20 protein-coding genes are annotated in these 22,192 nt (G+C 72.6%); 14 read left to right on the top strand and 6 right to left on the bottom strand.

Annotated elements, in window-relative coordinates; translation table 11 throughout:
• Positions 1-157: 157 nt before the first annotated feature.
• On the top strand, positions 158-1,162 hold the full coding sequence (locus ACFVAJ_RS05285; protein WP_376941819.1) for a LacI family DNA-binding transcriptional regulator: 1,005 nt from the start codon (positions 158-160) through the stop codon (positions 1,160-1,162).
• Positions 1,163-1,403: 241 nt separating this feature from the next.
• Here ACFVAJ_RS05285 and ACFVAJ_RS05280 read toward each other — a convergent pair whose 3' ends face one another.
• The 5 genes from ACFVAJ_RS05280 to ACFVAJ_RS05260 are packed head-to-tail and all read right to left on the bottom strand — an operon-like array spanning position 1,404 to position 7,281.
• On the bottom strand, positions 1,404-1,889 hold the full coding sequence (locus ACFVAJ_RS05280) for a hypothetical protein (protein ID WP_376941817.1): 486 nt from the start codon (positions 1,887-1,889) through the stop codon (positions 1,404-1,406).
• Between the two features lie 9 nt (positions 1,890-1,898).
• Positions 1,899-3,002 carry a LacI family DNA-binding transcriptional regulator gene (locus ACFVAJ_RS05275; protein WP_376941815.1) on the bottom strand — a complete coding sequence of 368 codons (1,104 nt, stop codon included), beginning with the start codon at positions 3,000-3,002 and terminating at the stop codon, positions 1,899-1,901.
• Entirely contained in the window at positions 2,999-4,057 is a 1,059-nt protein-coding gene (locus tag ACFVAJ_RS05270) for a DUF2804 domain-containing protein (protein ID WP_376941813.1), read from the bottom strand. Before ACFVAJ_RS05270 ends, ACFVAJ_RS05275 begins: the two co-directional genes overlap by 4 nt.
• Positions 4,058-4,081: 24 nt before the next feature.
• Positions 4,082-5,914 (bottom strand): glycoside hydrolase family 2 protein, encoded by a 1,833-nt coding sequence (locus tag ACFVAJ_RS05265; protein ID WP_376941811.1) that lies wholly within the window; start codon positions 5,912-5,914, stop codon positions 4,082-4,084.
• A complete protein-coding gene (locus ACFVAJ_RS05260) occupies positions 5,911-7,281 on the bottom strand; it encodes an MFS transporter (RefSeq protein WP_376941809.1) in 1,371 nt (456 codons plus the stop codon). Before ACFVAJ_RS05260 ends, ACFVAJ_RS05265 begins: the two co-directional genes overlap by 4 nt.
• A gap of 115 nt (positions 7,282-7,396) precedes the next feature.
• On the opposite strand from ACFVAJ_RS05260, the gene ACFVAJ_RS05255 reads away from it, so the two are divergent.
• From ACFVAJ_RS05255 to ACFVAJ_RS05240, 4 genes are all read left to right on the top strand, one after another.
• Positions 7,397-7,765 carry a hypothetical protein gene (locus tag ACFVAJ_RS05255; protein WP_376941807.1) on the top strand — a complete coding sequence of 123 codons (369 nt, stop codon included), beginning with the start codon at positions 7,397-7,399 and terminating at the stop codon, positions 7,763-7,765.
• A gap of 95 nt (positions 7,766-7,860) precedes the next feature.
• Positions 7,861-8,409, top strand: a complete 549-nt coding sequence (locus ACFVAJ_RS05250; RefSeq protein ID WP_376941805.1) for a hypothetical protein — start codon at positions 7,861-7,863, stop codon at positions 8,407-8,409.
• Between the two features lie 89 nt (positions 8,410-8,498).
• Complete coding sequence (locus ACFVAJ_RS05245; protein ID WP_376941803.1) at positions 8,499-10,445, top strand: DEAD/DEAH box helicase; 1,947 nt, start codon at positions 8,499-8,501, stop codon at positions 10,443-10,445.
• Positions 10,442-10,873 carry a DUF2809 domain-containing protein gene (locus tag ACFVAJ_RS05240; RefSeq protein ID WP_376941801.1) on the top strand — a complete coding sequence of 144 codons (432 nt, stop codon included), beginning with the start codon at positions 10,442-10,444 and terminating at the stop codon, positions 10,871-10,873. The genes ACFVAJ_RS05245 and ACFVAJ_RS05240 overlap by 4 nt, the downstream gene beginning before the upstream one ends.
• 39 nt (positions 10,874-10,912) lie before the next feature.
• Here the strand turns inward: ACFVAJ_RS05240 and ACFVAJ_RS05235 are convergent, their stop codons facing one another.
• Positions 10,913-11,980: an alpha/beta hydrolase gene (locus ACFVAJ_RS05235; RefSeq protein WP_376941799.1), complete on the bottom strand. Its 1,068-nt coding sequence runs from the start codon at positions 11,978-11,980 to the stop codon at positions 10,913-10,915.
• A gap of 176 nt (positions 11,981-12,156) precedes the next feature.
• Between ACFVAJ_RS05235 and msuE the strand changes: the two genes are divergently transcribed.
• The 9 genes from msuE to ACFVAJ_RS05190 all read left to right on the top strand — a co-directional run bounded on the left by msuE (position 12,157) and on the right by ACFVAJ_RS05190 (position 22,114).
• Positions 12,157-12,750, top strand: coding sequence for an FMN reductase (gene msuE / locus ACFVAJ_RS05230; protein ID WP_376941797.1), 594 nt, complete (start codon positions 12,157-12,159; stop codon positions 12,748-12,750).
• Positions 12,751-12,865: 115 nt separating this feature from the next.
• Complete coding sequence (locus ACFVAJ_RS05225; RefSeq protein WP_376941795.1) at positions 12,866-14,320, top strand: NtaA/DmoA family FMN-dependent monooxygenase; 1,455 nt, start codon at positions 12,866-12,868, stop codon at positions 14,318-14,320.
• Positions 14,321-14,387: 67 nt separating this feature from the next.
• Complete coding sequence (locus tag ACFVAJ_RS05220; protein ID WP_376941793.1) at positions 14,388-16,022, top strand: TIGR04028 family ABC transporter substrate-binding protein; 1,635 nt, start codon at positions 14,388-14,390, stop codon at positions 16,020-16,022.
• An 85-nt stretch (positions 16,023-16,107) separates the two neighbouring features.
• Positions 16,108-17,046 (top strand): ABC transporter permease, encoded by a 939-nt coding sequence (locus tag ACFVAJ_RS05215; RefSeq protein WP_376941791.1) that lies wholly within the window; start codon positions 16,108-16,110, stop codon positions 17,044-17,046.
• Complete coding sequence (locus ACFVAJ_RS05210) at positions 17,043-17,906, top strand: ABC transporter permease (RefSeq protein ID WP_376941789.1); 864 nt, start codon at positions 17,043-17,045, stop codon at positions 17,904-17,906. The genes ACFVAJ_RS05215 and ACFVAJ_RS05210 overlap by 4 nt, the downstream gene beginning before the upstream one ends.
• Positions 17,903-19,669: a dipeptide ABC transporter ATP-binding protein gene (locus ACFVAJ_RS05205; protein WP_376941787.1), complete on the top strand. Its 1,767-nt coding sequence runs from the start codon at positions 17,903-17,905 to the stop codon at positions 19,667-19,669. The genes ACFVAJ_RS05210 and ACFVAJ_RS05205 overlap by 4 nt, the downstream gene beginning before the upstream one ends.
• A complete protein-coding gene (locus tag ACFVAJ_RS05200; protein WP_376941785.1) occupies positions 19,666-20,679 on the top strand; it encodes a putative FMN-dependent luciferase-like monooxygenase in 1,014 nt (337 codons plus the stop codon). Before ACFVAJ_RS05205 ends, ACFVAJ_RS05200 begins: the two co-directional genes overlap by 4 nt.
• 200 nt (positions 20,680-20,879) lie before the next feature.
• Entirely contained in the window at positions 20,880-21,488 is a 609-nt protein-coding gene (locus tag ACFVAJ_RS05195) for a CMD domain protein (RefSeq protein WP_376941783.1), read from the top strand.
• The gene (locus ACFVAJ_RS05190; protein ID WP_376941781.1) at positions 21,485-22,114 is read left to right on the top strand and encodes an alkylhydroperoxidase domain protein; all 630 of its coding nucleotides are present in this window, start codon (positions 21,485-21,487) and stop codon (positions 22,112-22,114) included. Before ACFVAJ_RS05195 ends, ACFVAJ_RS05190 begins: the two co-directional genes overlap by 4 nt.
• Positions 22,115-22,192: the final 78 nt, after the last annotated feature.

The following is a 22,192-nucleotide window of genomic DNA, read 5'->3' as shown; positions in this document are numbered from 1 at the left end:
ACGCTTCGATGTTAGGGCTATCGATCGCGGACGTCAACTGCTCCCGGGTCACAGTATTGATTCGATTCATTTCGCGACGCGATACGCGATACTGGGTGGACGAGTCGGGGTGGTCTCATCACCGGCAGCGATGGCGGCGATCGAAGCGAGGGGTCCGATGGCGGTGAGTGTGCGCGAGGTCGCGGCGGCGGCATCCGTCTCGGTCGGCACGGTCTCGAACGTGCTCAACCGCCCTGACAAGGTCGCTCCGGCGACCGTCGAACGGGTGCTCGCCGCGATCGAGGAGCTCGGCTTCGTGCGCAACGACGCGGCCCGACAGCTTCGGGCCGGGCGCAGCCGGTCGATCGGCTTCGTCGTGCTCGACGTGCGCAACCCCTTCTTCACCGATGTCGCCCGCGGCGCCGAGACGCGTGCCGCCGAGGCCGGCCTGACCGTGCTGCTCGGCACGAGCGACGAGAACATCGACCGCGAGCGGGTCTACGTCGACCTCTTCGAGGAGCAGCGCGTGCACGGGGTGCTGATCTCCCCGCTCGCCGACGACCTGCCCCGCCTGCAGCGGCTGCGCGAGCGCGGCACGCCCGTGGTGCTCGTCGATCGCCAGGTGCACGACCGCAGCTTCTCGTCGGTCTCGGTCGACGACGTCGCCGGCGGCCGGCTCGCCGCCGAGCACCTGCTCGGTCTCGGCCGGCGCCGCATCGCCTTCGTGGGCGGACCTGCCGGCCTCCGGCAGATCGACGACCGCATCGAGGGCGCACGGCGGGCGATCGCCGAGGTGCCGGATGCCTCGCTCGAGATCGTCCCCACCGAGAACCTCACCGTGCTGCAGGGGCGTGCCGCGGGGGAGGTGCTGCGAGCCCGTCCCGTCGACGAGCGACCGGATGCCGTGTTCGCGGCGAACGACCTCCTCGCGATGGGCGTGCTGCAGGCGCTCGTGATGCGCGGCGACGCCCGCGTGCCCGGCGACATCGCGCTCATCGGCTACGACGACATCGACTTCGCCGCGGCCGCGGTGGTGCCGCTGTCGTCGATCCGCCAGCCCGCCGCCCTCATCGGGCACACGGCCGTCGATCTGCTGCTGCGCGAAGCCGACGACGCCGATTTCACCCCCGAGCAGGTCGTCTTCCAGCCCGAGCTCGTCGTGCGGGCCTCGACGGCGGGCTGAGGGCTCGGTTGCAGCGGCGCTGAGGCGGGCGCCCGCACTCGCACCGCGCAATTCAGGATGAGCGGTCCGACAGGCCGCTCACCGGACCTGTCATCGGGCTGGTCCTGAATACTGCGGCGACTTGCGGCGCGGTCGCTTCTGAAACGCCAGTCGATGAGGGCGACGATCGCGATCACGATGAGGCCGGCCGTGATGACGCCGCGACCGAGGCATCGGCCATCGTGAGCGGCCGGGCGCCGGTTCAGACCGCCGAGGGGACCTTGCGCGCGGCAAGCTCGTCGCGGGTGGGCAGCACCTCTCGCACCGTCACGACGACGAGCGCGACGAGGAGCGCCAGCACCGTGACCTCCGCGGCGATGTAGGCGTAGTGCGCCCAGTCGGTGCCGGGCGCCTCGGAGCCGGCGATGACGAGGTCGCTGCGCCGGTTGAGCACCGGGCGGATGACGGCGATCTCGACGAGGTAGACGAGCCAGACAGCGCCGAGGAGGACGAGCGGCGCGCGCCCGGCGCGCGGTCGGCGGAGGCTCACGAGGGTGAGGACGGCGAGCGCGACGCCCGTCAGCACATTGAGCGCGGTGAAGACGAGGCGGCCGATGCCGAGCCCCAGCGGGATGGTGATGCCCGGCGCCTGGAACTTGAGCGGTGCCTCGAGGAACGAGATCGCGACGATCGCGCCGATGAGGAAGGCGGGCAGCAGCAGGCGGAGGGCGAGCGTCGCGCGAGACATATTTCTACACTACGTCGAAAAGCCCGAGCGGGATGCTGCGCCCGGCGCCGACTCGCGCACCACGAGCCGATACGGCGCCTGCTCGACGCGCGGCGGCGAGTGCGGGTCGTCGACGAGGCGCAGCAGGGATGCCACGGCGAGCCGCGCGAGCTCGGTGAGATCGGGGGCGATGCTCGTGAGGGACGGTGCGGCGAACGCCGACTCGGGGGAGTCGTCCCAGCCGACCACCGCGACCTCGCGGGGCACCTCGACGCCCGCTTCGCGGAAGGCGCGCAGCGCGCCGATCGCCAGCAGGTCGTTCGCGCAGACGAGGCCGTCGAGGCCGTCGAGCCGGCCCGCCTCGCCACGCCGGACATCGAGCAGCGCCCGCACCCGGGCGTACCCCTCCTCGCGCGAGTAGTCGCCGTCGGGTGACGCCGGGTCCCACGGGGACACCTCGAGGACGTGCTGCGGCTTCGCCTCGAGCCCCGCCGCGCGCAGCGCCGATCGGAAGCCCTCGAGGCGGAGGTCGGCGGCCGCGGCGCCGATCGAGGCATCCGGAACCGTGCCGAGGAAGCCGAGGGTGCGGCGGCCCGACGCGATCAGGTGGGCCGCGGCATCCCGCGACGAGGTGACGCTGTCGACGACGACGCGATCGACGCGGGCGGCGCGGATGCGCTCGCCGAGGACGACGAGCGGCGTTCGCCCGCGCGCGGCGACGAGCCCCGCGTCGTCGAGCGACATGGGGCTCAGCAGGATGCCGTCGGTGAGGAGGGTCTGGAATCCGGCGGCCGCGCGAAGTTCGCGTTCGGGATCGCCGTGCGTCTCGTCGACCACGACGTCGTAGCCGACCTGCTCGGCGGCCCCGACGACGGCATGCGCGAGCTGGGCGAAGTACGGCAGCGAGAGGAACGGCACCGAGAGCGTGATCAAGTTGCTGCGCCCCATCCGCAGCTGGCGGGCGGCGAGCTGGGGGCGGTAGCCGAGCTCGGCGATCGCCGCGTCGACCCGCTCGCGGGTCGCCTCGCTCACGGGCACCCGCCCGTTGATGACGTTCGACACCGTGCGGTACGAGACGCCGGCGATCGCCGCGACGTCCTTCAGGGTCGGACCGGCCGAGCGACGCGCGCTCACCAGCGGTTCCTGACGTCCTCGGCCCAACCGAGCAGGCCCGTGACCTCGATGCGCTCGCCGCCGGCGTCGACCCAGCCCGAGTAGTGGCCGAAGCACTGGTGCCCGTGCGAGCCGAACACGACGAGCTCGGTCGCGCTCACCCGATCCCAGAAGGGCTCGAACCGCAGGTCGACGTGCTCGCCGTGGATTCGCCACGGGGCGAGCCAGTCGTCGACGTCGTACTCCCAGTCGAGTTCGTCGCCGATCTTGTGCAGCCGTCCGTCGACGACGACGGCGTTCTCGGTCGAGCCGGTGCCGTCGGTCCACTTGCCGCCGAGCTGCAGGCCGATCGTGCGGCCGTCGACGCGGCCCGAGGCGGCGCCCCAGTTCCAGATCATCCTGTACGGCCAGCGGCCCCGACCGTGGTCGAGCACCGCCCAGCTCTCGCCCTCGGGCAGCTCGATGCGCTCGACCGGACGGTCGCCGTCGCCGCCGACCTCGAGCCACCCGCTCGCCGGGCGCGCGACATCCTTCACCGTGTACTGGAACCGACGGTCCGACCAGGGCACGACGACGCCGAGGCTCTCGTGCCCGGCGGGCCGGTGCGCGTCGATCTCGAGGCGCACGCCCTCGGCGGTGCCGCGGAGCCGGGTGGCCGTGCCGTCGGGCCACGACGAGGAGACCGGGCCCTCGAGCTCGTCGATGTCGATCTCGATCGACGAGGTGCGGGCACGCGCCGGTCCGTCGCCGAGCGAGGCGGGCAGGGTGGCGCTCGAGCCGAACGGGGCGATCGCGGAACGGTCGATCGTCGAGCCGTCGCGGCGGTCGTGCACGAGGATCGCATGCACCGCCGCGTAGTCGATCGACGACACGGTCAGCGCGATGAGGTGGGTCGGGGTGGTGATCGCCCAGTACTCCCAGCGCTTGTTGCGGCCCCACACCCGGCGGCCGTCGATGCCCGAGGTGTCGTGCAGCGGCGTCCGCGTCCAGCCGACGGCGTCGCGGTTCAGGCGGCCGTCGGGTCCGCAGAGGGCGACGGGGGCGGTGAGCTCGCGCTCGACGATGGTGCGGGCCATGGGGTTCCGTTCTCGGGTCGGGTTTCAGCGGGCGGGGCGGGTGGGCGTCGGCGCGGTCGGGGATGCCACGGCCGGCGCCGTGACCGCGGCGAACTCGGCGAACAGCTCGCCGATGACGTCGCGCACCCGGTCGGCGTCGACCTTCACGACGGTGCGGTCGGCGGTGAGCAGGCCGTTGAGCTCGTCCTCGACGTCGGACAGCTGCGTGTACACGATGCCGGAGAGTCCTGCCGCGATCGCGGGCAGCACCTCGGAACGGTGCAGCTCGACGAATCCCTCGGTGAGCGCGTCGATGCTGCGGTAGCGCCGGTAGCCGAACTCGCGCGGGCCGAACTCGTGACCCGGCAGGCGCAGGCTGTAGCCGCCGTACTCCGAGACGACGACGGCGCGCCCGTCACGGCCCCAGCGACGCCCGGGCTTCAGCTTCCGGAAGTACACGTGCAGGCTCTCGAGGTCGCCGCCGCGCTGGTCGTGCCATCCGCTCGCATGGTCGACGATCCGGTCGGGGTCGAGGTCCCGCACCCGGTCGACGGCCGCGAGTGCGTCGAACTGCCCCCACCCCTCGTTGAACGGCACCCACACGACGACGCTCGGCGCGTTCTTCAGCAGTCGCACCGTCGCCCCGAGCTCGGCGGTGAACTCGGCCCGCCCCGCGGCATCCTGCCGGCCGAAGCGTCGGTGGCGATGGTCGCTGAGCCGCAACGGCAGCTTCACCGGCAGCGTGATGACGGCCGGGTCGTAGCGGCGACCGCCGTTCACCATGTCCTGCCAGACGAGCAGCCCGAGCCGGTCGCAGTGGTGGTACCAGCGCAGCGGCTCGATCTTGATGTGCTTGCGCACCGCGTTGAAGCCGAGCGACTTCATGGAGACGAGGTCGTGCACCATCGCCTCGTCGGACGGCGGCGTGTAGAGGCCCTCGGGCCAGTAGCCCTGGTCGAGCACCGCCGCGTGGAACACCGGCTCGCCGTTGAGCATGAGCCGCGGGCGCCCGAACGCGTCGGGGGCGACGCCGACCGAGCGCATGCCGACGTAGCTCTGCACGAGGTCGTCGCCGAGTCGCACCTCGACGTCGTGGAGGAACGGGTCGTCGGGGCTCCAGCGACGGGCGCCGGGAATCGGGATCGTGAGCGGGTGCCCCGCCGGGCCCTCGGCGCGGGCGAGCTCGCGACCGTCGGCGCGCACGACGACGGTCGCGACGGGCGGCTCGCCGGCGACGACGGCATCGGGCACGGATGCCTCGACGACGACCTCGATCGTCTCGTCGTCGAGGCGCGGGCGCAGCTCGAGCTGCCGCACGTGGAGCGCGGGCACCGACTCCATCCAGACGGTCTGCCAGATGCCCGACTGCGCGGTGTACCAGATGCCGCCCCGCTTCAGCGACTGCTTGCCGCGCGAGTGGTACGAGGTGTCGCTCGGGTCGACGACGTCGACGGTCAGCTCGTGAGCCTCGCCGTCGGCGAGCGCCTCGGTCACGTCGATCGAGAACGGCAGGTAGCCGCCCTCGTGCGTGCCGAGCTCGACGCCGTCGATGAAGACCCGGCAGCGCTGGTCGACGGCGCCGAAGTGCAGCAGCACCCGATCGACGAGGAACCCCGCGGGCAGGCGGACGGTGCGCCGGTACCAGAGGTGCTCGCCGGGCTGGAGCTGCCGCCCCACGCCAGACAGCTCGGCCTCGGGGGAGAAGGGCACGAGGATGCGGCCGTCCCAGCTGCTCGGCGGCCGGCCGTCGGCGGTGAACGCGTGGTCCCACCAGCCGTTGAGGTTCAGGTGGCTGTCGCGGGCGAGCTGCGGTCGCGGGTACTCGGGCAGGACCGCGTCGGGGTCGAGGCCGTCGGCCCAGGGGGTGCGGCGGCTCACGCGCGGGTCTCCTCGGACGAGGCGGGGTCGACCGCAGCCGCACCTGCAGCCGCGCGCCGCAGCACGCGGGTGCGCAAGGCGGCCAGCACCGGCACGGCGACGAGCACGAGGGCGGCGACGGGGAAGATCTCGGGACCGGGCACGGGGTGCTCGCGCCCGAGTTCGACGTAGCTGTGCGCGGCGCCCGAGATGACGGCGGCGCCGATCGCGGGGCCGATCACCATCGGCAGCATCACCGCCGAGATCATGCGGGCGCCCTGCACGCCGCCCGCCCGGTCGGCCGGCGTCTGGTCTCGGGTCATCGCGGAAACCGCGGCGATGGAGGCCATCATGCCGGCCATCATGAACGTCGCCGCGACGACCACCCAGGCGAAGTCGCGCACGAAGGTCATCGCGACGAGGCCGGCGACGAAGACCCCGACCGCGGGCAGCAGAAAGCGCTCCTTGCCGACCCGATCCATCACGCGCCCGCCGACGACGCTGAGCGCCGAGGCGAGGACGAGCACGATGCCGAGGGCGATCGCCGAGGCCTCGAGCGCGAGCGAGTAGCGCAGGTAGATGAGCACGAAGGGGATGAACACCTGCGAGCTGATGCCGATGACGCACCAGATCGCGAGGGTGAGGAAGAGCGCCGGCTCGCGTCGGACGGTCGCCGGGCGGAGGCCGTCGACGACCGCGCGCAGCACGCGCTGCTCGCGGGGCGCGACGCCCCGGTCGCGGACGAGGAACCACGCGGCGACGCCGGTGGCGGCGGTGACGCCGCCGATGAGGGCGAAGAAGGCGGGCCACTGGCCGGCCTGGGTCATCGGGTCGAGCAGCACGAAGACGAGCAGCATCGCCACGAGCGGCATCGTCGCGAGCCAGCCGTCGACCCGGCCGCGATTCGCGGGCACCGTCGAATCGGTGACCCAGGCGGCGAAGGCCGCGTCGTTCGCGCCCGAGCCGACGAAGCTCATGACGCAGTCGAGCGCGATGATCGCGACGACCGCCCCGATGAGCACGGGGGCGGCCTCCGCCGCGGCATCCGGCGCGCCGACGAGGCCGAAGGCCGCGGTCACCGCGCCCCACGCGAGGTAGCCGCCCGCGATGAGCTCGCGACGGCGACCGAGCCGGTCTGACCAGGCACCCACGACGAGCGTCGCGACCGTCGCCGCGATCGCGCTCGCCGCGACCATCCACGCGATGACGCCGGGGTCGGTCGAGACCGTCTCGTAGACGAACAGGTTGAGGTACATGTTCTCGATCACCCAGGCGAGCTGACCGACGAGGCCGATGAGGATGACCGCGGCCCAGGTTCGGGGGCCGAGTGCGGGGGCGTCCGCTGCGGCGGCGGTCGGGATGCCACGGGGTCGGGTTCGGGTCGTCATGTCCTCGGCTCTCTACGATTTCAACGTTGAAACCAGTGGGAAGACTAGCAGGGCGCGAGCCTCGGCGGCACCCGGGATCCTGTCGCCGCCGTGACCGCCCCGCTAGTGTGGCCGGATGAGCGCCCCGCACGCCGCCTCACCGGCCGCCCCGCACCCGGCACCGCACGCCGCCCCGGCCCGCGTCGACGCGATCGGCATCGTCGCCTTCGTCCTGGCCATCGTGCTCGTCGTGTTCGACCTCGTCGGCGTGATCATCACGGCCTCCGCCCTGAGATCGAGCGACATCGGGGCCATCGCGACGTCGTCGCTCGTGGTCTCGGCGATCATGGTGGTGCTCGCGCTCACGGCGATCGCGGTGGGCATCACCGCCTGCCTGCGCGGCGGTCCGACGCGCGTCTACGGTGCGATCGGCACGACGGCCGGGGCGATGGTGCTCCTGGCCGAGTTCGGCACCTTGCTCTACTCGCTCATCGTCTCGGGCTGACCTCGCGGCCGACTCGTCGGGATGCGCACGGCGGCCTCGGCATCTATCCTCGAATGCGGCCCCCGAACGCGGGCCACCGAGGAATCGAGGTCGAGGTGAGCGACGGAACGGGCGAGCAGCCCACCCCTACGCGCCCCCGCGGCCGCCGCGCCGCCCCGCCTGCGGTCCCCGCCTCGCCGCTCGCCAAGGCGACCGCCCTCCTCGCGGCCGTGGTCGATGCCCTCGCGCGCCGATCGGCGCCGGCCGTCGCCGCGGTCACCTCCTGGGCATCCGCGCACCGTGCCGTGGCGCTCACCGGCGCGGCCGCGCTCCTCTCGATCGGGATCATCGCCGGCGGAGCCGCCGTCATCCAGGCCGGGAGCGCCGGCGCACCCGGCACCGAGGCGTCGTCCGAACTCGAGACGCCCCGGCCGACCCCGAGCGCCCCGGCGAATTCGCAGGCGTTCCCGCCGGTGCTGCCGACGTCGACCCCCGCACCCCCCGAGCCCACGGCGGTCCCGATCGAACCGACCGACGAACCCGTCGCCGACGAACCCGACGAGCCTGTCGACGACCCCGTCGTCGAGCCCGAACCCGAGCCCGACCCCAGTACCGACGACGACCACCCCGGCCGCGGGCAGGGGCCGAAGAAGCCCAAGGGCTGACGGCGACCACGGGCCGCGCAGACCGCCGTCCCGGCGGCACCCCGCGGCATCCACCGGGCCTTTCACAGCACCGGGGACTACCCTGAAGCGTGACTTCTGAAGAACTTCCCGCCCCGGCCGCGGCTCCCGACGAGCCCGCCGCGACGACATTCGCAGACCTCGGTCTCGACGGGGCGGTGCTCAAGGCCCTGGACGACGTCGGCTACGAGACCCCCTCCGCGATCCAGGCCGCGACCATCCCCACCCTGCTCGAGGGGCGCGACGTCGTCGGCCTCGCCCAGACCGGCACCGGCAAGACCGCCGCCTTCGCGCTGCCCATCCTCGCCCGCCTCGACCTCTCGCAGAAGACGCCGCAGGCGCTCGTGCTCGCCCCCACCCGCGAACTCGCGCTGCAGGTGTGCGAGGCGTTCGAGAAGTACGCCGCGCACCTGAGGGGCGTGCACATCCTGCCCGTCTACGGCGGCCAGGGCTACGGCGTGCAGCTCTCGGCGCTGCGCCGCGGCGTGCACATCGTCGTCGGCACGCCCGGTCGCATCATGGACCACCTCGACAAGGGCACGCTCGACCTCTCGGAGCTCAAGTACCTCGTGCTCGACGAGGCCGACGAGATGCTCAAGATGGGCTTCGCCGAAGACGTCGAGACGATCCTCGCCGACACCCCCGACGACAAGCAGGTCGCCCTGTTCTCGGCGACCATGCCGGCCGCGATCCGCCGCATGTCGAAGCAGTACCTGCACGACCCCGAAGAGATCACCGTCAAGACGAAGACGCAGACCTCGGCGAACATTACGCAGCGTTCGCTCATCGTCTCGTACGCGCAGAAGGTCGACGCGCTCACCCGCATCCTCGAGGTCGAGAACTTCGAGGGCATGATCATCTTCGTCCGCACGAAGAACGTCACCGAAGAGCTCGCCGAGAAGCTGCGCGCTCGCGGATACGCGGCCGCCGCGATCAACGGCGACGTCGCCCAGGCCCAGCGCGAGCGCACCGTCGAGCAGCTGAAGAGCGGCAAGCTCGACATCCTGGTCGCCACGGATGTCGCGGCCCGCGGCCTCGACGTCGAGCGCATCTCGCACGTCGTCAACTTCGACATCCCGACCGACCCCGAGCCGTACGTGCACCGCATCGGCCGCACCGGCCGCGCCGGCCGCACGGGCGACGCGATCAGCTTCGTCACCCCGCGCGAGCGCAGCCTCCTCGCTCGCATCGAGAAGACGACGAAGCAGCCGATGACCCCGATGACTCTGCCGAGCGTCGACGACGTCAACGTGACCCGGCTCGCACGCTTCGACGACCGCATCACTGCGGCGCTCGAGCAGAACGAGCGCATCGAGGGCTTCCGCGACATCATCGCCCACTACCTGCGACACCACGACGTGCCCGAGGTCGACGTGGCCGCCGCGCTCGCCGTGGTCGCCCAGGGCGAGTCGCCGCTGCTGCTCGAGCCCGAGCCCGAGCGGCCCGCGCGCTTCGACCGCGAGCGCCGCGACGACCGAGGACGCGATCGCGACGACCGGCGCGACGACCGCGGACGCAGCGGCGACCGGTACGACCGCGACGACCGCCCCGCCCGCCGCCCGCGCGGCAGCGGTGTGCCGATGGCGACCTACCGCATCGCGGTCGGCCGACGCCACCGGGTCGAACCGCGCCAGATCGTCGGCGCCCTCGCGAACGAGGGCGGCCTGAACCGCGACGACTTCGGCGCGATCCAGATCAAGCCCGAGTTCTCGCTCGTCGAGCTGCCGGCCGACCTGCCCCGCGAGACGCTCGAGCGCCTCGACGGCACCCGCATCTCGGGACGCCTCATCGAGCTGCGACCCGACCGGGGTGCGCCCCGCCGCGGTGACCGCGACCGTGACGGCCGCGGCGGCGGTGGGCGATACCAGCGCGACGACCGTCCGCGTCGTGACGACCGGTACGACCGGCCGCGTCGCGACGACCGCGACGACCGGCCGCGTCACGACGACCGTGCGGGCGACTCGGGCGATGACCGCCCGGCCCGCAAGCCGCGCCACAAGGGCCCGCGCGACGAGTGAGCCGCGCGGCGGGTGACCGGCGCACGCGACTGGCGTACGCCGCGACCGCTGCGGTCGTGCTGCTCGTGGGCCTCGGCCTGCAGATGTTCGCCCGCACGGTCGCGATCGACCTGGCCGGCAGCGCGCTCTACGCGTGCCTCGTCGGACTCGTGATCGCGACCGTGCGGCCGAGCCTGCCGGCGTGGGTCGTCGCGGTCGCCGGGTTCGGGGTCTCGGCGGCGGTCGAGCTGCTCCAGCTCACCGGCCTCCCGTCGCGGATCGTCGACGCCGTGCCGCCGCTGCGGCTCGTCTTCGGCAGCTCGTTCGACCCGCTCGACCTCGCCGGCTACGCGCTCGGCGCGCTGCTGCTGCTCGGGCTCGTGCCGCTCGTGCGCGCCGTGGCGGGTCGGGTGGTCACCGCTGCCGGTGCCTCCCGCTCCGACTCCTGAGTTGCACGTTCGTGACGCGTCGTCAGCCGGCGTTCCGCCTCAGCGAGCGACTTCGGCGAGGAACCCGAGCGTCTCGTCGAGGGCGACCTGCGCCTCGCCGAGGTCGAGGTGGAACTGGTACTCGTGCGGCAGCGCCGGTTCATGGGCGGCCGGCCAGAAGAGCTCCGTGACCTCCACCCCCTGCTCGACGAGCCGGTCGCGCATCGGCAGCGATTGGATCCAGGTGAGCGCGTCGCCGTTGCCGCCCGAGATGTACGTCGGCGGGAACTCGGCGGTGACGTAGTCGATGGTCGACATCGTCGAACCGGGCGACTCCTGCGACCAGTCGCGGGTGCCGGTGTACGCCCAGAGCGCCGCCTTCAGCCCCCACGAGCCGATGCCGGTGAGCTCCGACATCGCGTCGAGGTCGTAGACACCGCAGTTCAGCACCACGCCGGCGAGCTGGTCGGCGTCGAGCGCCGGGTCGATGCCCATGAGCTCCGCGTAGCGGGGGTTGGTGCTGAGCGTCGCGAGCTGGCTCGCGAGCTGCGCGCCCGCCGAGTCGCCCGCGAGCACGATCCGGTCGCGATCGATGCGGAGGTCGTCGGCGCGCGCGTCGAGCTCGAGCAGCGCGTCGTTGAGCTGGTGCACTGCGGTGGGGTAGGTGGACTCGGGGCCGAGCCCGTAGTTCAGGCCGACCGTCGTGTAGCCCTCGCCCGCGAGGATCCGCAGGTAGGGATCGACGTCGGTCGACGAGCCCGAGATCCAGGCGCCGCCATGCACCCAGACGACCGTCGGCAGCGGCTCGTCGCCGCCGTCGGCGGGGGAGAACACGTCGTAGCGCATGTCGGCGTCGGGGTCGCCGCCGACGTGTTCGTCGAGGAGCGCGTTCAGCGGGGTGTCGGGCACGTGTCGCCGCATCTCGGCCGCGGTCTCGGCCCCGCCGCGCTCGAACAGCCCGCGGATGGCGAGTGCCGACGGCCACGGGGTGAGCGTCAGCACCCAAGCGATGAGCGCCACGACGACCGTGATCGTCGTGACGACGCCGATGAAGCGGCGCTGCGCGCGGCTCAGCCAGAGCTCGCTGCCCCACGACGGCAGGGCGTTCCGGTCCTTCTTCGACGACACACGATCTCCTCGAGCATTGGGTTCGGCGCCATCCTGTCGGAGATCGCCGCGCGAGCCCGCCCGGCGCACCGCGCCCGCATGACCTCGTGTGACCGGGCGTTCCGCCGCGTGACGGCCGGTTCCGCCGTGTGACCCGTGCGGTCGCGGCATCCCCGGGCCCTGCCTAGCGTCGAGGCATGTCGCACCACGTCTCGCTCGTCGCCGTCTCGGGCAGCCTGCACAGCCCGTCCAAGACCACCGTGCTCGTCCGCGAGATCCTCGAGGAGTTCGCGGTCGCGCTCGCCGCGCAGCCCGGTGTCGAGGTCGAGACCCACCTCATCGAGCTCGGCGAGATCGGGCGCGAGTTCAGCGGTGCGCTCCGGCGCGACGAGCTGAGCCCGACCGCGGAGGCGGCGATCCGCCGGATCGAGTCGGCGACGCTGCTCATCGTCGCGAGCCCCGTCTACCGGGCGAGCTTCACCGGGCTCTTCAAGCACGTGTTCGACTTCGTCGGGCAGTACTCGCTCATCGACAAGCCGGTGCTGCTCGCCGCGACGGGCGGCAGCGACCGGCACGCGCTCATCATCGAGCACCAGTTCCGCCCGTTGTTCTCGTTCTTCCAGGCGCTGACGCTGCCGATCGGGGTGTACGCGAGCGACGGCGACTTCGTCGACTACCGGATCGCGTCGCCGCAGCTGCGAGAGCGCATCGGGCAGGCGGTGCAGCGCGGTGCCCCCGTGGTGCGGGGAACGCTGCCCGACCGAGTCTCGGAGTACGTCGCGACCTGGTGAGCACCCCGTCATGTGACGCCCGCAGTCCCCGTGTGACACCCGGTTCCCCCGTGTGACGGGTGGGCTCGCGGCATCCGATCGCCCTCCCTAGCGTCGGTCTCCGGGAGGTCGAAACATGACACGACTCATCATCGGCGCAATGGTCAGGGCGATCGGCGCCTACCCCTCGGGCTGGCGGTATCCGGGGGCGCATCGAGATCCGCGGGGGGATGCCGCGGTGCTGCGCCGCACGGCCGAGGTCGCCGAGCAGGCGCGCCTCGACTACCTGTTCTTCGGCGACTGGCTCGCGACGGGGCACGACCTCGAGTTCCGCGATCCGTACCTCGTGGCCCGCATCGACCCGTTGTCGGCGGTCACGTACCTCGCGGGCGTCACCGAGCGCATCGGCCTCATCGCGACGGCGAACACGAGCTACTCCGACCCGTTCACGCTGGCCAGGGCGACCGCCTCGGTCGACCTCCTGAGCGGCGGTCGCGCCGGGCTCAACCTCGTGACCGGCGCCGAACCGCGGGCGGCCGGCAACCACGGGCGCGACTTCCACGCCGCCAACGAGACCCGCTACGACCGCGCGGTCGAGTTCGAGCACGTGCTGCGCCGCCTCTGGGACTCCTTCGAGGACGACGCGATCGTCGCGGATGCCGCGGCCGGCGTCTTCATCGACCCGACGAAGCTGCACGCCACCGACTTCAACGGCCAGCACCTGAGCGTGACCGGGCCCCTGAACGTCGCACGGCCCGTGCAGGGGCACCTGCCGATCGTGCACGCCGGCACCTCGCCGCGCTCGCGCCTGTTCGCCGCGCAGAACGCCGACCTCGCACTCGTCGCGGTCAGCGACCTCGACCACGCCGTGCAGGTGCGCGAGGAGCTGCGGGCGCTCGCCTTCGAATCGGGTCGCGACGACCGCACGCTGAAGGTCATCGCGCCCGTGCTGCCGATCGTGGGCGAGACCCGGGAGCACGCGCAGTCCATCGCCGACGAGCTCAGCGAGCTCGTGCAGATCGCCGAGGACTGGCCCGACGGGCCGCCGGCGGCATTCCCCGCGAACCGCTCGCTCGCGCAGCTCTCAACACTCCTCGGGGTGGATGTCTCTGGACTGTCGCCCGATCGCGCGGTCACCCCGGCGATCGTCGCCGAGTTCAGCGCACCCGGCCAGGAGCTCGTCGAGATCGTCGCCGAGCGCACCGGGCGCAACCCCTCGGGCGAACGGCCGCCGACGCTCCGCCACCTCGTCGTGGCCGCCTCGGTGAACGCGTCGATGATCGTCGGCACCGCCGAGGACATCGCGACCGAGTTCGAGGCGTGGGGCGACGCGGGCGCCGTCGACGGCTTCAACGTGCTCTCCGCGATCCAGCCCACGCAGTTCGAGGCGTTCGCCCTCGGGGTCGTTCCCGAGCTGCAGCGGCGAGGGGCGTTCCCGACCGAGTACGAGGGCGAGACGCTGCGCGACCACCTCGGCCTGGCCCGCCCCGAGAACGTGCACGTGACGCCCGGTGACGCCCCGTTGCCGCCGGTTTCCCGCGGTGACGGCCGGCGTCGAGGGGTGGTTGAGACGGGCGCGGGGCATCCGTAGCTTCGACGATCACACCCCGCACCCAGGGGCCGAACGTCTCGATTCCGAACCGAAGGAACCACAGCACATGTCCACGAAGAACACGCGACTGATCGCCGCCGGCGTCGCCGCGCTCGCCGCGACCGGCCTCCTGGCCGCCTGCGCCGGGCAGGGCGCGCAGGGCACGGCCGACGCGGCCGGCGACCCGGTCACCGGCGGCACGCTCACCTACCTCGAGCACCAGCCCCACACGACGCTCTACCCGCCGCAGGCCGGTTTCTACCCGAACGGCGGCATCGTGAACAACATCACGGCGCGCCTCACCTGGCAGGACCCCGAGACCCTCGAGATCGAGCCGTGGGTCGCGACCGAGTGGTCGGTCAACGAGGATGCCACGGAGTACACCTTCGAGCTCCGCGACGACGTCACCTTCTCGGACGGCACGCCGCTCGACGCCGCCGCCGTCGCGAAGAACTTCGACACCTACGGCCTCGGCGACGAGGCGCTCGGCCTCACCGTCTCGGAGGCGATCAACAACTACGCCGCGAGCGAGGTGGTCGACGCCGACACGGTGACCTTCACCTTCTCGGCGCCCGCACCCGGGTTCCTGCAGGCGACCTCGACGATCAACTCGGGGCTCGTCTCGCCCGAGACCCTCGACCGCAAGCTCGAGGACTGGGGCGCGGGCTCGTCGACCGAGATCGTCGGCTCCGGGCCCTTCGTCGTCACCGAGGAGGAGATCGGCACCTCGCTGCACCTCGAGGCCCGTGAGGACTACGACTGGGCGCCGCCCTCGTTCGAACACCAGGGCCGGGCGTACCTCGACGCCATCGACCTCATCGTCACCCCCGAGGACAGCGTGCGCATCGGCTCGCTGCTCGCGGGTCAGGCCGACGTCATCCGCTACGTGCAGGCCTTCGACGAGGCCCAGGTCGCGGACGCCGGCTTCGAGATCGTCGCCGCCCCCACCCGGGGCGTCAACAACTCGCTCGGGCTGCGGTTCACCAACCCGCTGCTGAGCGATCTGCGCGTGCGCCAGGCGCTCGTGCACGGCGTCGACGCCCAAGAGGTCGTCGACACGATCTTCACCGAGAACTACCCGGTCGCGACCTCGCAGCTCGCCGCGACGGCGAAGGGCTACACCGATGAGTCGGCGGCGCTCGCCTTCGACCCCGAGCAGTCGGAGCAGCTGCTCGACGAGGCCGGGTGGACACCCGGTGCCGACGGCATCCGCGAGAAGGACGGCGAGCGCCTCTCGCTCACCGTCTACGAGGCCAAGCCGCAGCCGCTCTCGAAGCAGACGCTCGAACTCGTGAGCCAGCAGCTCGCGAAGATCGGCGTCGAACTCAACGTGAAGGCCGCCGACGCGGGCAGCTACGCCGAGGACATCCTCGACCCGCTGAAGACGCCGCTCTACCACTCGATGGTCGGACGCGCCGACAACGACGTGATCAAGAGCCAGTACTTCACGAAGAACCGCAACACCCTGCTCTCCGACGACGCGAAGCTCGATGAGCTGCTGCTCGCTGTGGCATCCGAGCCCGACCCCGCGAAGCGCGACGACGCCTCCGTCGCCGTGCAGGACTACCTCACCGAGCAGGCGTACGTGATCCCGCTGTTCGAGGAGCCGCAGGTCTACGGCGCCGCGCCGTACGTGCACGGCTTCACGACCGAGGCGGTCGCCCGTCCGCTGTTCTACGACACCTGGGTCGCGAAGCAGTAGCGAAGCGCTCGGCGGTCGGGCGGCCCCACGAAGGCCGCTCGACCGCCGCGGCCCCCTCACGCGAACAGAACGGAAGGAGAGAACGATGGCCTACCTCGCACGCCGCTCAGGGCAGGCGCTCCTCGTGCTCGCGATCGCGTTCACGGCGACCTTCGTGCTGCTGCAGGCGCTGCCGGGCGACGCGATCCTGATCAAGTTCGAGAGCCCCGAGCTGGGGCTCTCGCCCGAGCAGATCGCCGAGATCCGCCAGAGCTACGGCGCCGACGTGCCGGTCTGGCAGCAGTACCTGCACACCGTCACCGGCTTCCTCGCGGGCGACTTCGGCACCTCGGTGCAGTACGGCACCCCGGTGCACGAACTCATCGGCTCTGCACTGCCCGAGACGCTCGTGCTCGCCGGGCTCGGCTTCCTCGTCGCCGTCGTGCTTGCCGTCGCCCTGGCCTTCCTCTCGACGCTCGCCCCGTTCGGCTGGTTGCGGCAGGCGCTGCGCTCGCTGCCGGGCGTGTTCGTCTCGGTGCCGGTGTTCTGGCTCGGCATCGTGCTGATCCAGGTGTTCTCGTTCCAGCTCCGGCTCGTGCCGGTCATCGGCGCCGACCCCGCGCAGGCGCTGATCCTGCCGGTGCTCACCCTCGCCATCCCGATCTCGGCGCCGCTCGCCCAGATCCTCGCCCGGGCGATCGACGAGGTGCAGCTGTCGCCGTTCGTCGCGGTCGTGCGGGCGAAGGGCGCGAGCCCGGCCCGCGTGCTCTGGCGCGACGTCGCCCGCAACGCCACCCTGCCGACGATCACCATCGCGGGCGTGCTCATCGGCGAACTCATCGGCGGCGCGGTCGTCACCGAGACGGTCTTCGGGCGGGCGGGCATCGGCCGGCTCACCGAGCAGGCCGTCGCCAATCAGGATGTCGCGGTGCTGCAGGCGATCGTCATCCTCGCCGCGCTCGTGTTCGTCATCGTGAACCTCGCCGTGGACCTCGTGTACCCGGTGCTCGATCCGCGGCTCAAGCGGAAGGCGGTGGCAGCGTGAGCGTCGACGTGCTCGAGCGGCCGGGGTCGGCGAGCGCCGCCCGGTCTGCAGACGGAATCCGCCGGCTCCGCGGCATCCGGCCCGGCCTGGTGATCGCCTGGATCGTGATCGCCGTCGCGATCGCGTGGGCGCTCGTGCCGTGGCTGTTCACCGGGCAGGACCCGCTCGCGGGCGTGCCCGCCGACAAGCTGCAGGCTCCGAGCGCCGCGCATCTCTTCGGCACCGACGCGATCGGCCGCGACCTCTTCACCCGAGTCGTGTACGGCGCGGTGCACTCGCTGTCGGGCGCGTTCGTCGCCGTCACCGTCGGCCTCGTGGGCGGCACCCTGCTCGGCGTGCTCGCGGGCTCGCTCGGCGGCGCCGTCGACGCGGTCGTCATGCGGCTCGTCGACGTGCTGCTCGCGATCCCCGGGCTGCTGCTCGCGCTGAGCATCATCATCCTGCTCGGCTTCGGCACCGTGAACGCCGCGATCGCCGTCGGCGTCGGCTCCATCGCCGCCTTCGCCCGGCTCTCGCGCTCGGAGGTCGTGCGGGTGCGGCAGGCCGACTACGTCGAGGCGGCGATCGGTTCAGGGGCACGGCTGCACACCGTGCTGTTCCGGCACGTGCTGCCGAACTCGCTCACCTCGGTCGTCGGGCTCGCGGCGCTGCAGTTCGGCACCGCGATCCTCGCGATCTCGACGCTCGGGTTCCTCGGCTACGGCGCTCCGCCGCCGACGCCCGAGTGGGGCCTGCTCATCGCCGAGGGGCGCAACTACGTCGCGACCTCATGGTGGCTGACCGTGCTGCCCGGCCTCGTCGTCGTCGCCGTCGTGCTCAGCGCCAACCGCATCAGCCACGCCCTCGGGAGGACCCGATGACCGCGAACGCCGCACCCCTGCTCACCATCGAGCACCTCGACGTCGCCTACAGCGGGCGCGACGGACTCCGCCGCGTCGTGCACGACGTCTCGTTCGAGGTCGCGCCCGGCGAGGTCGTCGCCCTCGTCGGCGAGTCGGGCTCGGGCAAGACGACCACCTCGAGCGCCGTGCTCGGGCTGCTACCCGGCGGCGGCCGCATCGAGGGCGGCGCGATCCGCCTCTCGGGCACCGACCTCGCCGGCTGGAGCGACCGCCGGCTCGAGTCGGTGCGCGGCGCCCGCATCGGATACATCCCGCAGGACCCGGTCTCGTCGCTGAACCCCGTGCGGCCGATCGGCGTGCAGCTGGCCGACACCTTCCGCATCCACGGCCGGGGCGATCGCCGGAGCATCCGTGGCCGCGTGCTCGAACTGCTCGACCGCGTCGGCCTCGACGACCCGGCGCTGCGCGCCAAGCAGTACCCGCACGAGCTGTCGGGCGGCATGCGCCAGCGGGTGCTCATCGCGAACGCGGTGGCGCTCGAGCCCGAGCTCGTGATCGCCGACGAGCCGACGAGCGCGCTCGACGTCACCGTGCAGCGGCGCATCCTCGACCTCATCGACGAACTGCGCCGCGAGCGCGGCACGGCCGTGCTGCTCGTCACCCACGACCTCGGCGTCGCCGCCGAGCGGGCCGAGCGCGTCGTCGTCATGCAGCACGGCCGCGTCGTCGAGCAGGGCGGCACCGAGCAGCTCATCGACGCCCCCGTCGAGGCGTACACGCGCCGGTTGCTGGCGGATGCCCCGGGGCTCGCCGAGCATCCGTTCCGCCACCCCCGTCCGCCGCTGTACCTGCGCGACCCCGGGGTGGCCGCGGCCGAGAACCCGTTCGTGCTCGAGGTATCCGGGCTCGTGAAGGCGTTCTCGCTCGGCCGGGGGCGCGAGCCGTTCCGCGCGGTCGACGACGTCTCGTTCCAGGTGCTGCGCGGCACGACGCACGCGATCGTGGGGGAGTCGGGTTCGGGCAAGACGACGACGGCGCGCATCATCGCGCGGTTCGTCGAGCCCGACGCGGGCACGGTCGCGCTCGGTGCCCGCGGCGGCGCGCCGTCGCTCGACGTCACCGCGCTGGCGGGCGCCGCGAAGCGGGAGTTCCGTCGACGGGTGCAGCTCGTCTACCAGAACCCGTTCGCCTCGCTCGACCCGCGGCAGACCATCGCCGAGATCATCGCCGAGCCGCTGCGGAACTTCGGCATCGGCGACCGGCGCAGCCGGGCCGAGACGGCACGCGACCTCATCGAGCGGGTCGCGCTGCCCGCCGACGTCGCCGGCCGGCGGCCCGCCGAGCTCTCGGGTGGGCAGCGTCAGCGAGTGGCGATCGCACGCGCGCTCGCACCCGAGCCCGAGCTCGTCATCCTCGACGAGGCCGTCTCGGCGCTCGACGTCACCGTGCAGGCGCGCATCCTCGAGCTCCTCGAACGCCTGCAGGAGGAGCTCGGGCTCAGCTACCTGTTCATCTCGCACGACCTCGCCGTCGTCGCGCGCATCAGCCACTCGGTCTCGGTGATGCGGCGCGGCCGCGTCGTCGAGCAGGGGGCGACCGAGCAGGTGTTCGACGCGCCGCAGCACGAGTACACGCGCGAACTCCTCGCCGCGGTGCCCCGGCGGGCGGTGCGGTTCGACGCGGCCGGCTCCGCCGCCGACGACCACGATGCACCCACCGCTCCCGACGCGCTCGACTCGACCGTCTCATTCGCCGTCTCCTCAGGAAAGGCCCTCGCATGACCCGCATCGGATTCTTCACCCGCCTGCTCGACGACGCCGGCCCCGCCGAGCGCTTCCGCATCGCGACCGAGCAGATCGTCGCCGCGGAGCGCCACGGCTTCGACTCGGCCTGGGTCGCGCAGCATCACTTCCACGCCGCCGAGGGCGGGCTGCCGTCGCCGTTCGTGTTCCTCGCGAACGTCGCCGCGCAGACCTCGCGCATCCGGCTCGGCACGGGGGTCGTGACGCTGCCCCTCGAGGACCCGGTGCGGGTCGCGGAGGATGCGGTCGTGCTCGACCTCGTCTCGGGCGGCCGTGCCGAGCTCGGGCTCGGCTCGGGGTCGACGCCGGCCTCCTTCCTCGCCTTCGGCGAGGTCTCCGAGGACCGGGGCCGCGTCTTCGGCGAGAAGATCGACTCCCTCGTCGCGGCGCTCGCCGGCGGAGCGCTCGGCGACGACGCGAACCGGTTGCAGCCGCCCGGCCGCGACCTGCTGGGCCGCGTCTGGCAGGCGACGTTCTCACCCTTCGGCGGCACGCGCGCCGGTCGCGCCGGTCACGGCCTGATGCTCTCGCGCACCCAGCCGAGATCATCGGATGCCCCCCGCGCGCGCCTCTCGGACGTACAGCAGCCGGTCGTCGACGCGTACCTCGAGGCCCTGCCGCACGGCGTGCCGCCGCGCATCCTCGCCTCGCGCACCCTCTTCGTCGCCGACTCGCGCGAGGAGGCCCGCCGCTACGCCGAGGTCGGGCTGCGTCGCGCCGCGGTCGGCTTCACCCGAATGGGGCAGGCGCCGCACGGCGACACCCTCGACGACCTCATCGCCGCGTACGACACGCACGTCGGCACCGTCGACGAGGTGATCGAGTCGCTCTCGCGCGACGCGGTCGCCGCGCAGGCGAGCGAGGTCGCGTTCCAGGTGCACTCGGTCGACCCGCCGCACGAGCTCGTGCTGCGCTCGATCGAGCTCATCGCCCGCGAGGTCGCGCCGGCGCTCGGGTGGGGAGCCAGCACACCCGCGCTCGCCCGCTGACCGGGCGCGGTCGGCAAGCGAGTCCGCCCGCGGACCCGTCCGGGAGCGGGAGGTGGCCTTCCGGGAGCGCGACCACACGACCACATGACCACACCCGGTGCGACCACACGACCACATGACCACACCGGCCGCGGAGGGAACCTCCGCCCGGTGAAGCCCGTCGGCCCAGACACCGACACCGACGACAGAAAGGCACCGACATGACCGACCTCATCGACCGACTCGCGGGGGTGACGCCCGGCGCCGCCGCAGACGCGCTGCGCCGACACCGCCCTGCGACCCGCGACAACGCCCAGGCGAGCTACGACGCCCTCTTCACCGCGATCGACGAGACGCACGCGACCCTCGCCGAACGCGCCGCCGTCGCCCAGTTCGTCGCGATCCTGCACGACGACGAGGTGGCGACCGCCCACTACGGAGCGCTCACCCGCAGCGCGGGCGACGACACCGGCGACGCCCTCGCCGACGCCGTGGCCGACCTCGCCGCCTCGGTGCGCACGACCGGACCGTACGGCGACTACCCGACCGCCCCGCTCGCCGCCGAGAACCGCGACGGGCTCCGGCTCGCCGTCGCGTCCGACGACCCGGCCCGCGCGGTGCTCGGCGACCGGACCATCGCCGCCCTCGAGCACGCGCACCTGCTCGTGTTCCGCCCGCGCGAGGCCTCGCCCGAGGCGCTCGCCGCGCTCGCCGCCGCCGGCTGGTCGAGCGACGGCATCGTCACCCTCTCCCAGCTCGTGTCGTTCCTCGCGTTCCAGTTGCGCGTCGCCGCCGGGCTCCGACTCCTCACGACGGAGGACGCAGCATGACCGACCACGCCACGCACGAGGCCGCCCGAGTGCTCGGGCACCCCGACGCATCCACCCCAGAGGTCTTCACCCAGGCCGAGCTCGGCTGGGTGCCCTGGCTCGAACCGGCCGACGAGGCGGAGCTCACCGAGCGCCAGTACGACGGGCTCGTCGACCGGGCGCGGGCGAAGAGCGACTACTTCCGGCTGCTCGCGCGCGACCCCGACATCCTGAAGGCGCGAACCCTCACCGACAAGGACATCTTCTACAACGCGAAGGACGGCCTGCCCCGCGCCGAGCGCGAGCTCGCGGCGGCCGCGACGAGCCGCTTCAACGGCTGCATTTTCTGCGCCTCGGTGCACGCGCGCTTCGCGACGCACCACTCGAAGCGCCACGACGACGTGCAGCGGCTGCTCGACGAGGGCATCGACGGCGAGCAGGATGCCGCGTGGCGGGCCGTCATCGACGCCGCCGTCGCGCTCGCGGCCACGCCGCCCCGGCTCGAGCGCGGGCACCTCGACGCGCTCCGCGAGGTCGGATTCGACGAGCAGGCCGTGTCCGACGTCATCCACTCGGCCGCGTTCTTCAACTGGGCGAACCGGCTCATGCTGTCGCTCGGCGAGCCGACGAACCCGCCGACCGAGTAGCCCGCGGCGCGGTCGCGTCGGCGCCGCCTCAACCCTCCGTGTTTCCGATTGTTGCGGCCCGTGACGGCCCGCGTCACG

Origin of the sequence: Agromyces sp. NPDC057679, assembly GCF_042799635.1 — a bacterium.
In the GTDB taxonomy this organism is placed as follows: Bacteria; Actinomycetota; Actinomycetes; order Actinomycetales; family Microbacteriaceae; genus Agromyces.
This window is presented reverse-complemented; position numbering and strand designations above follow the sequence as displayed.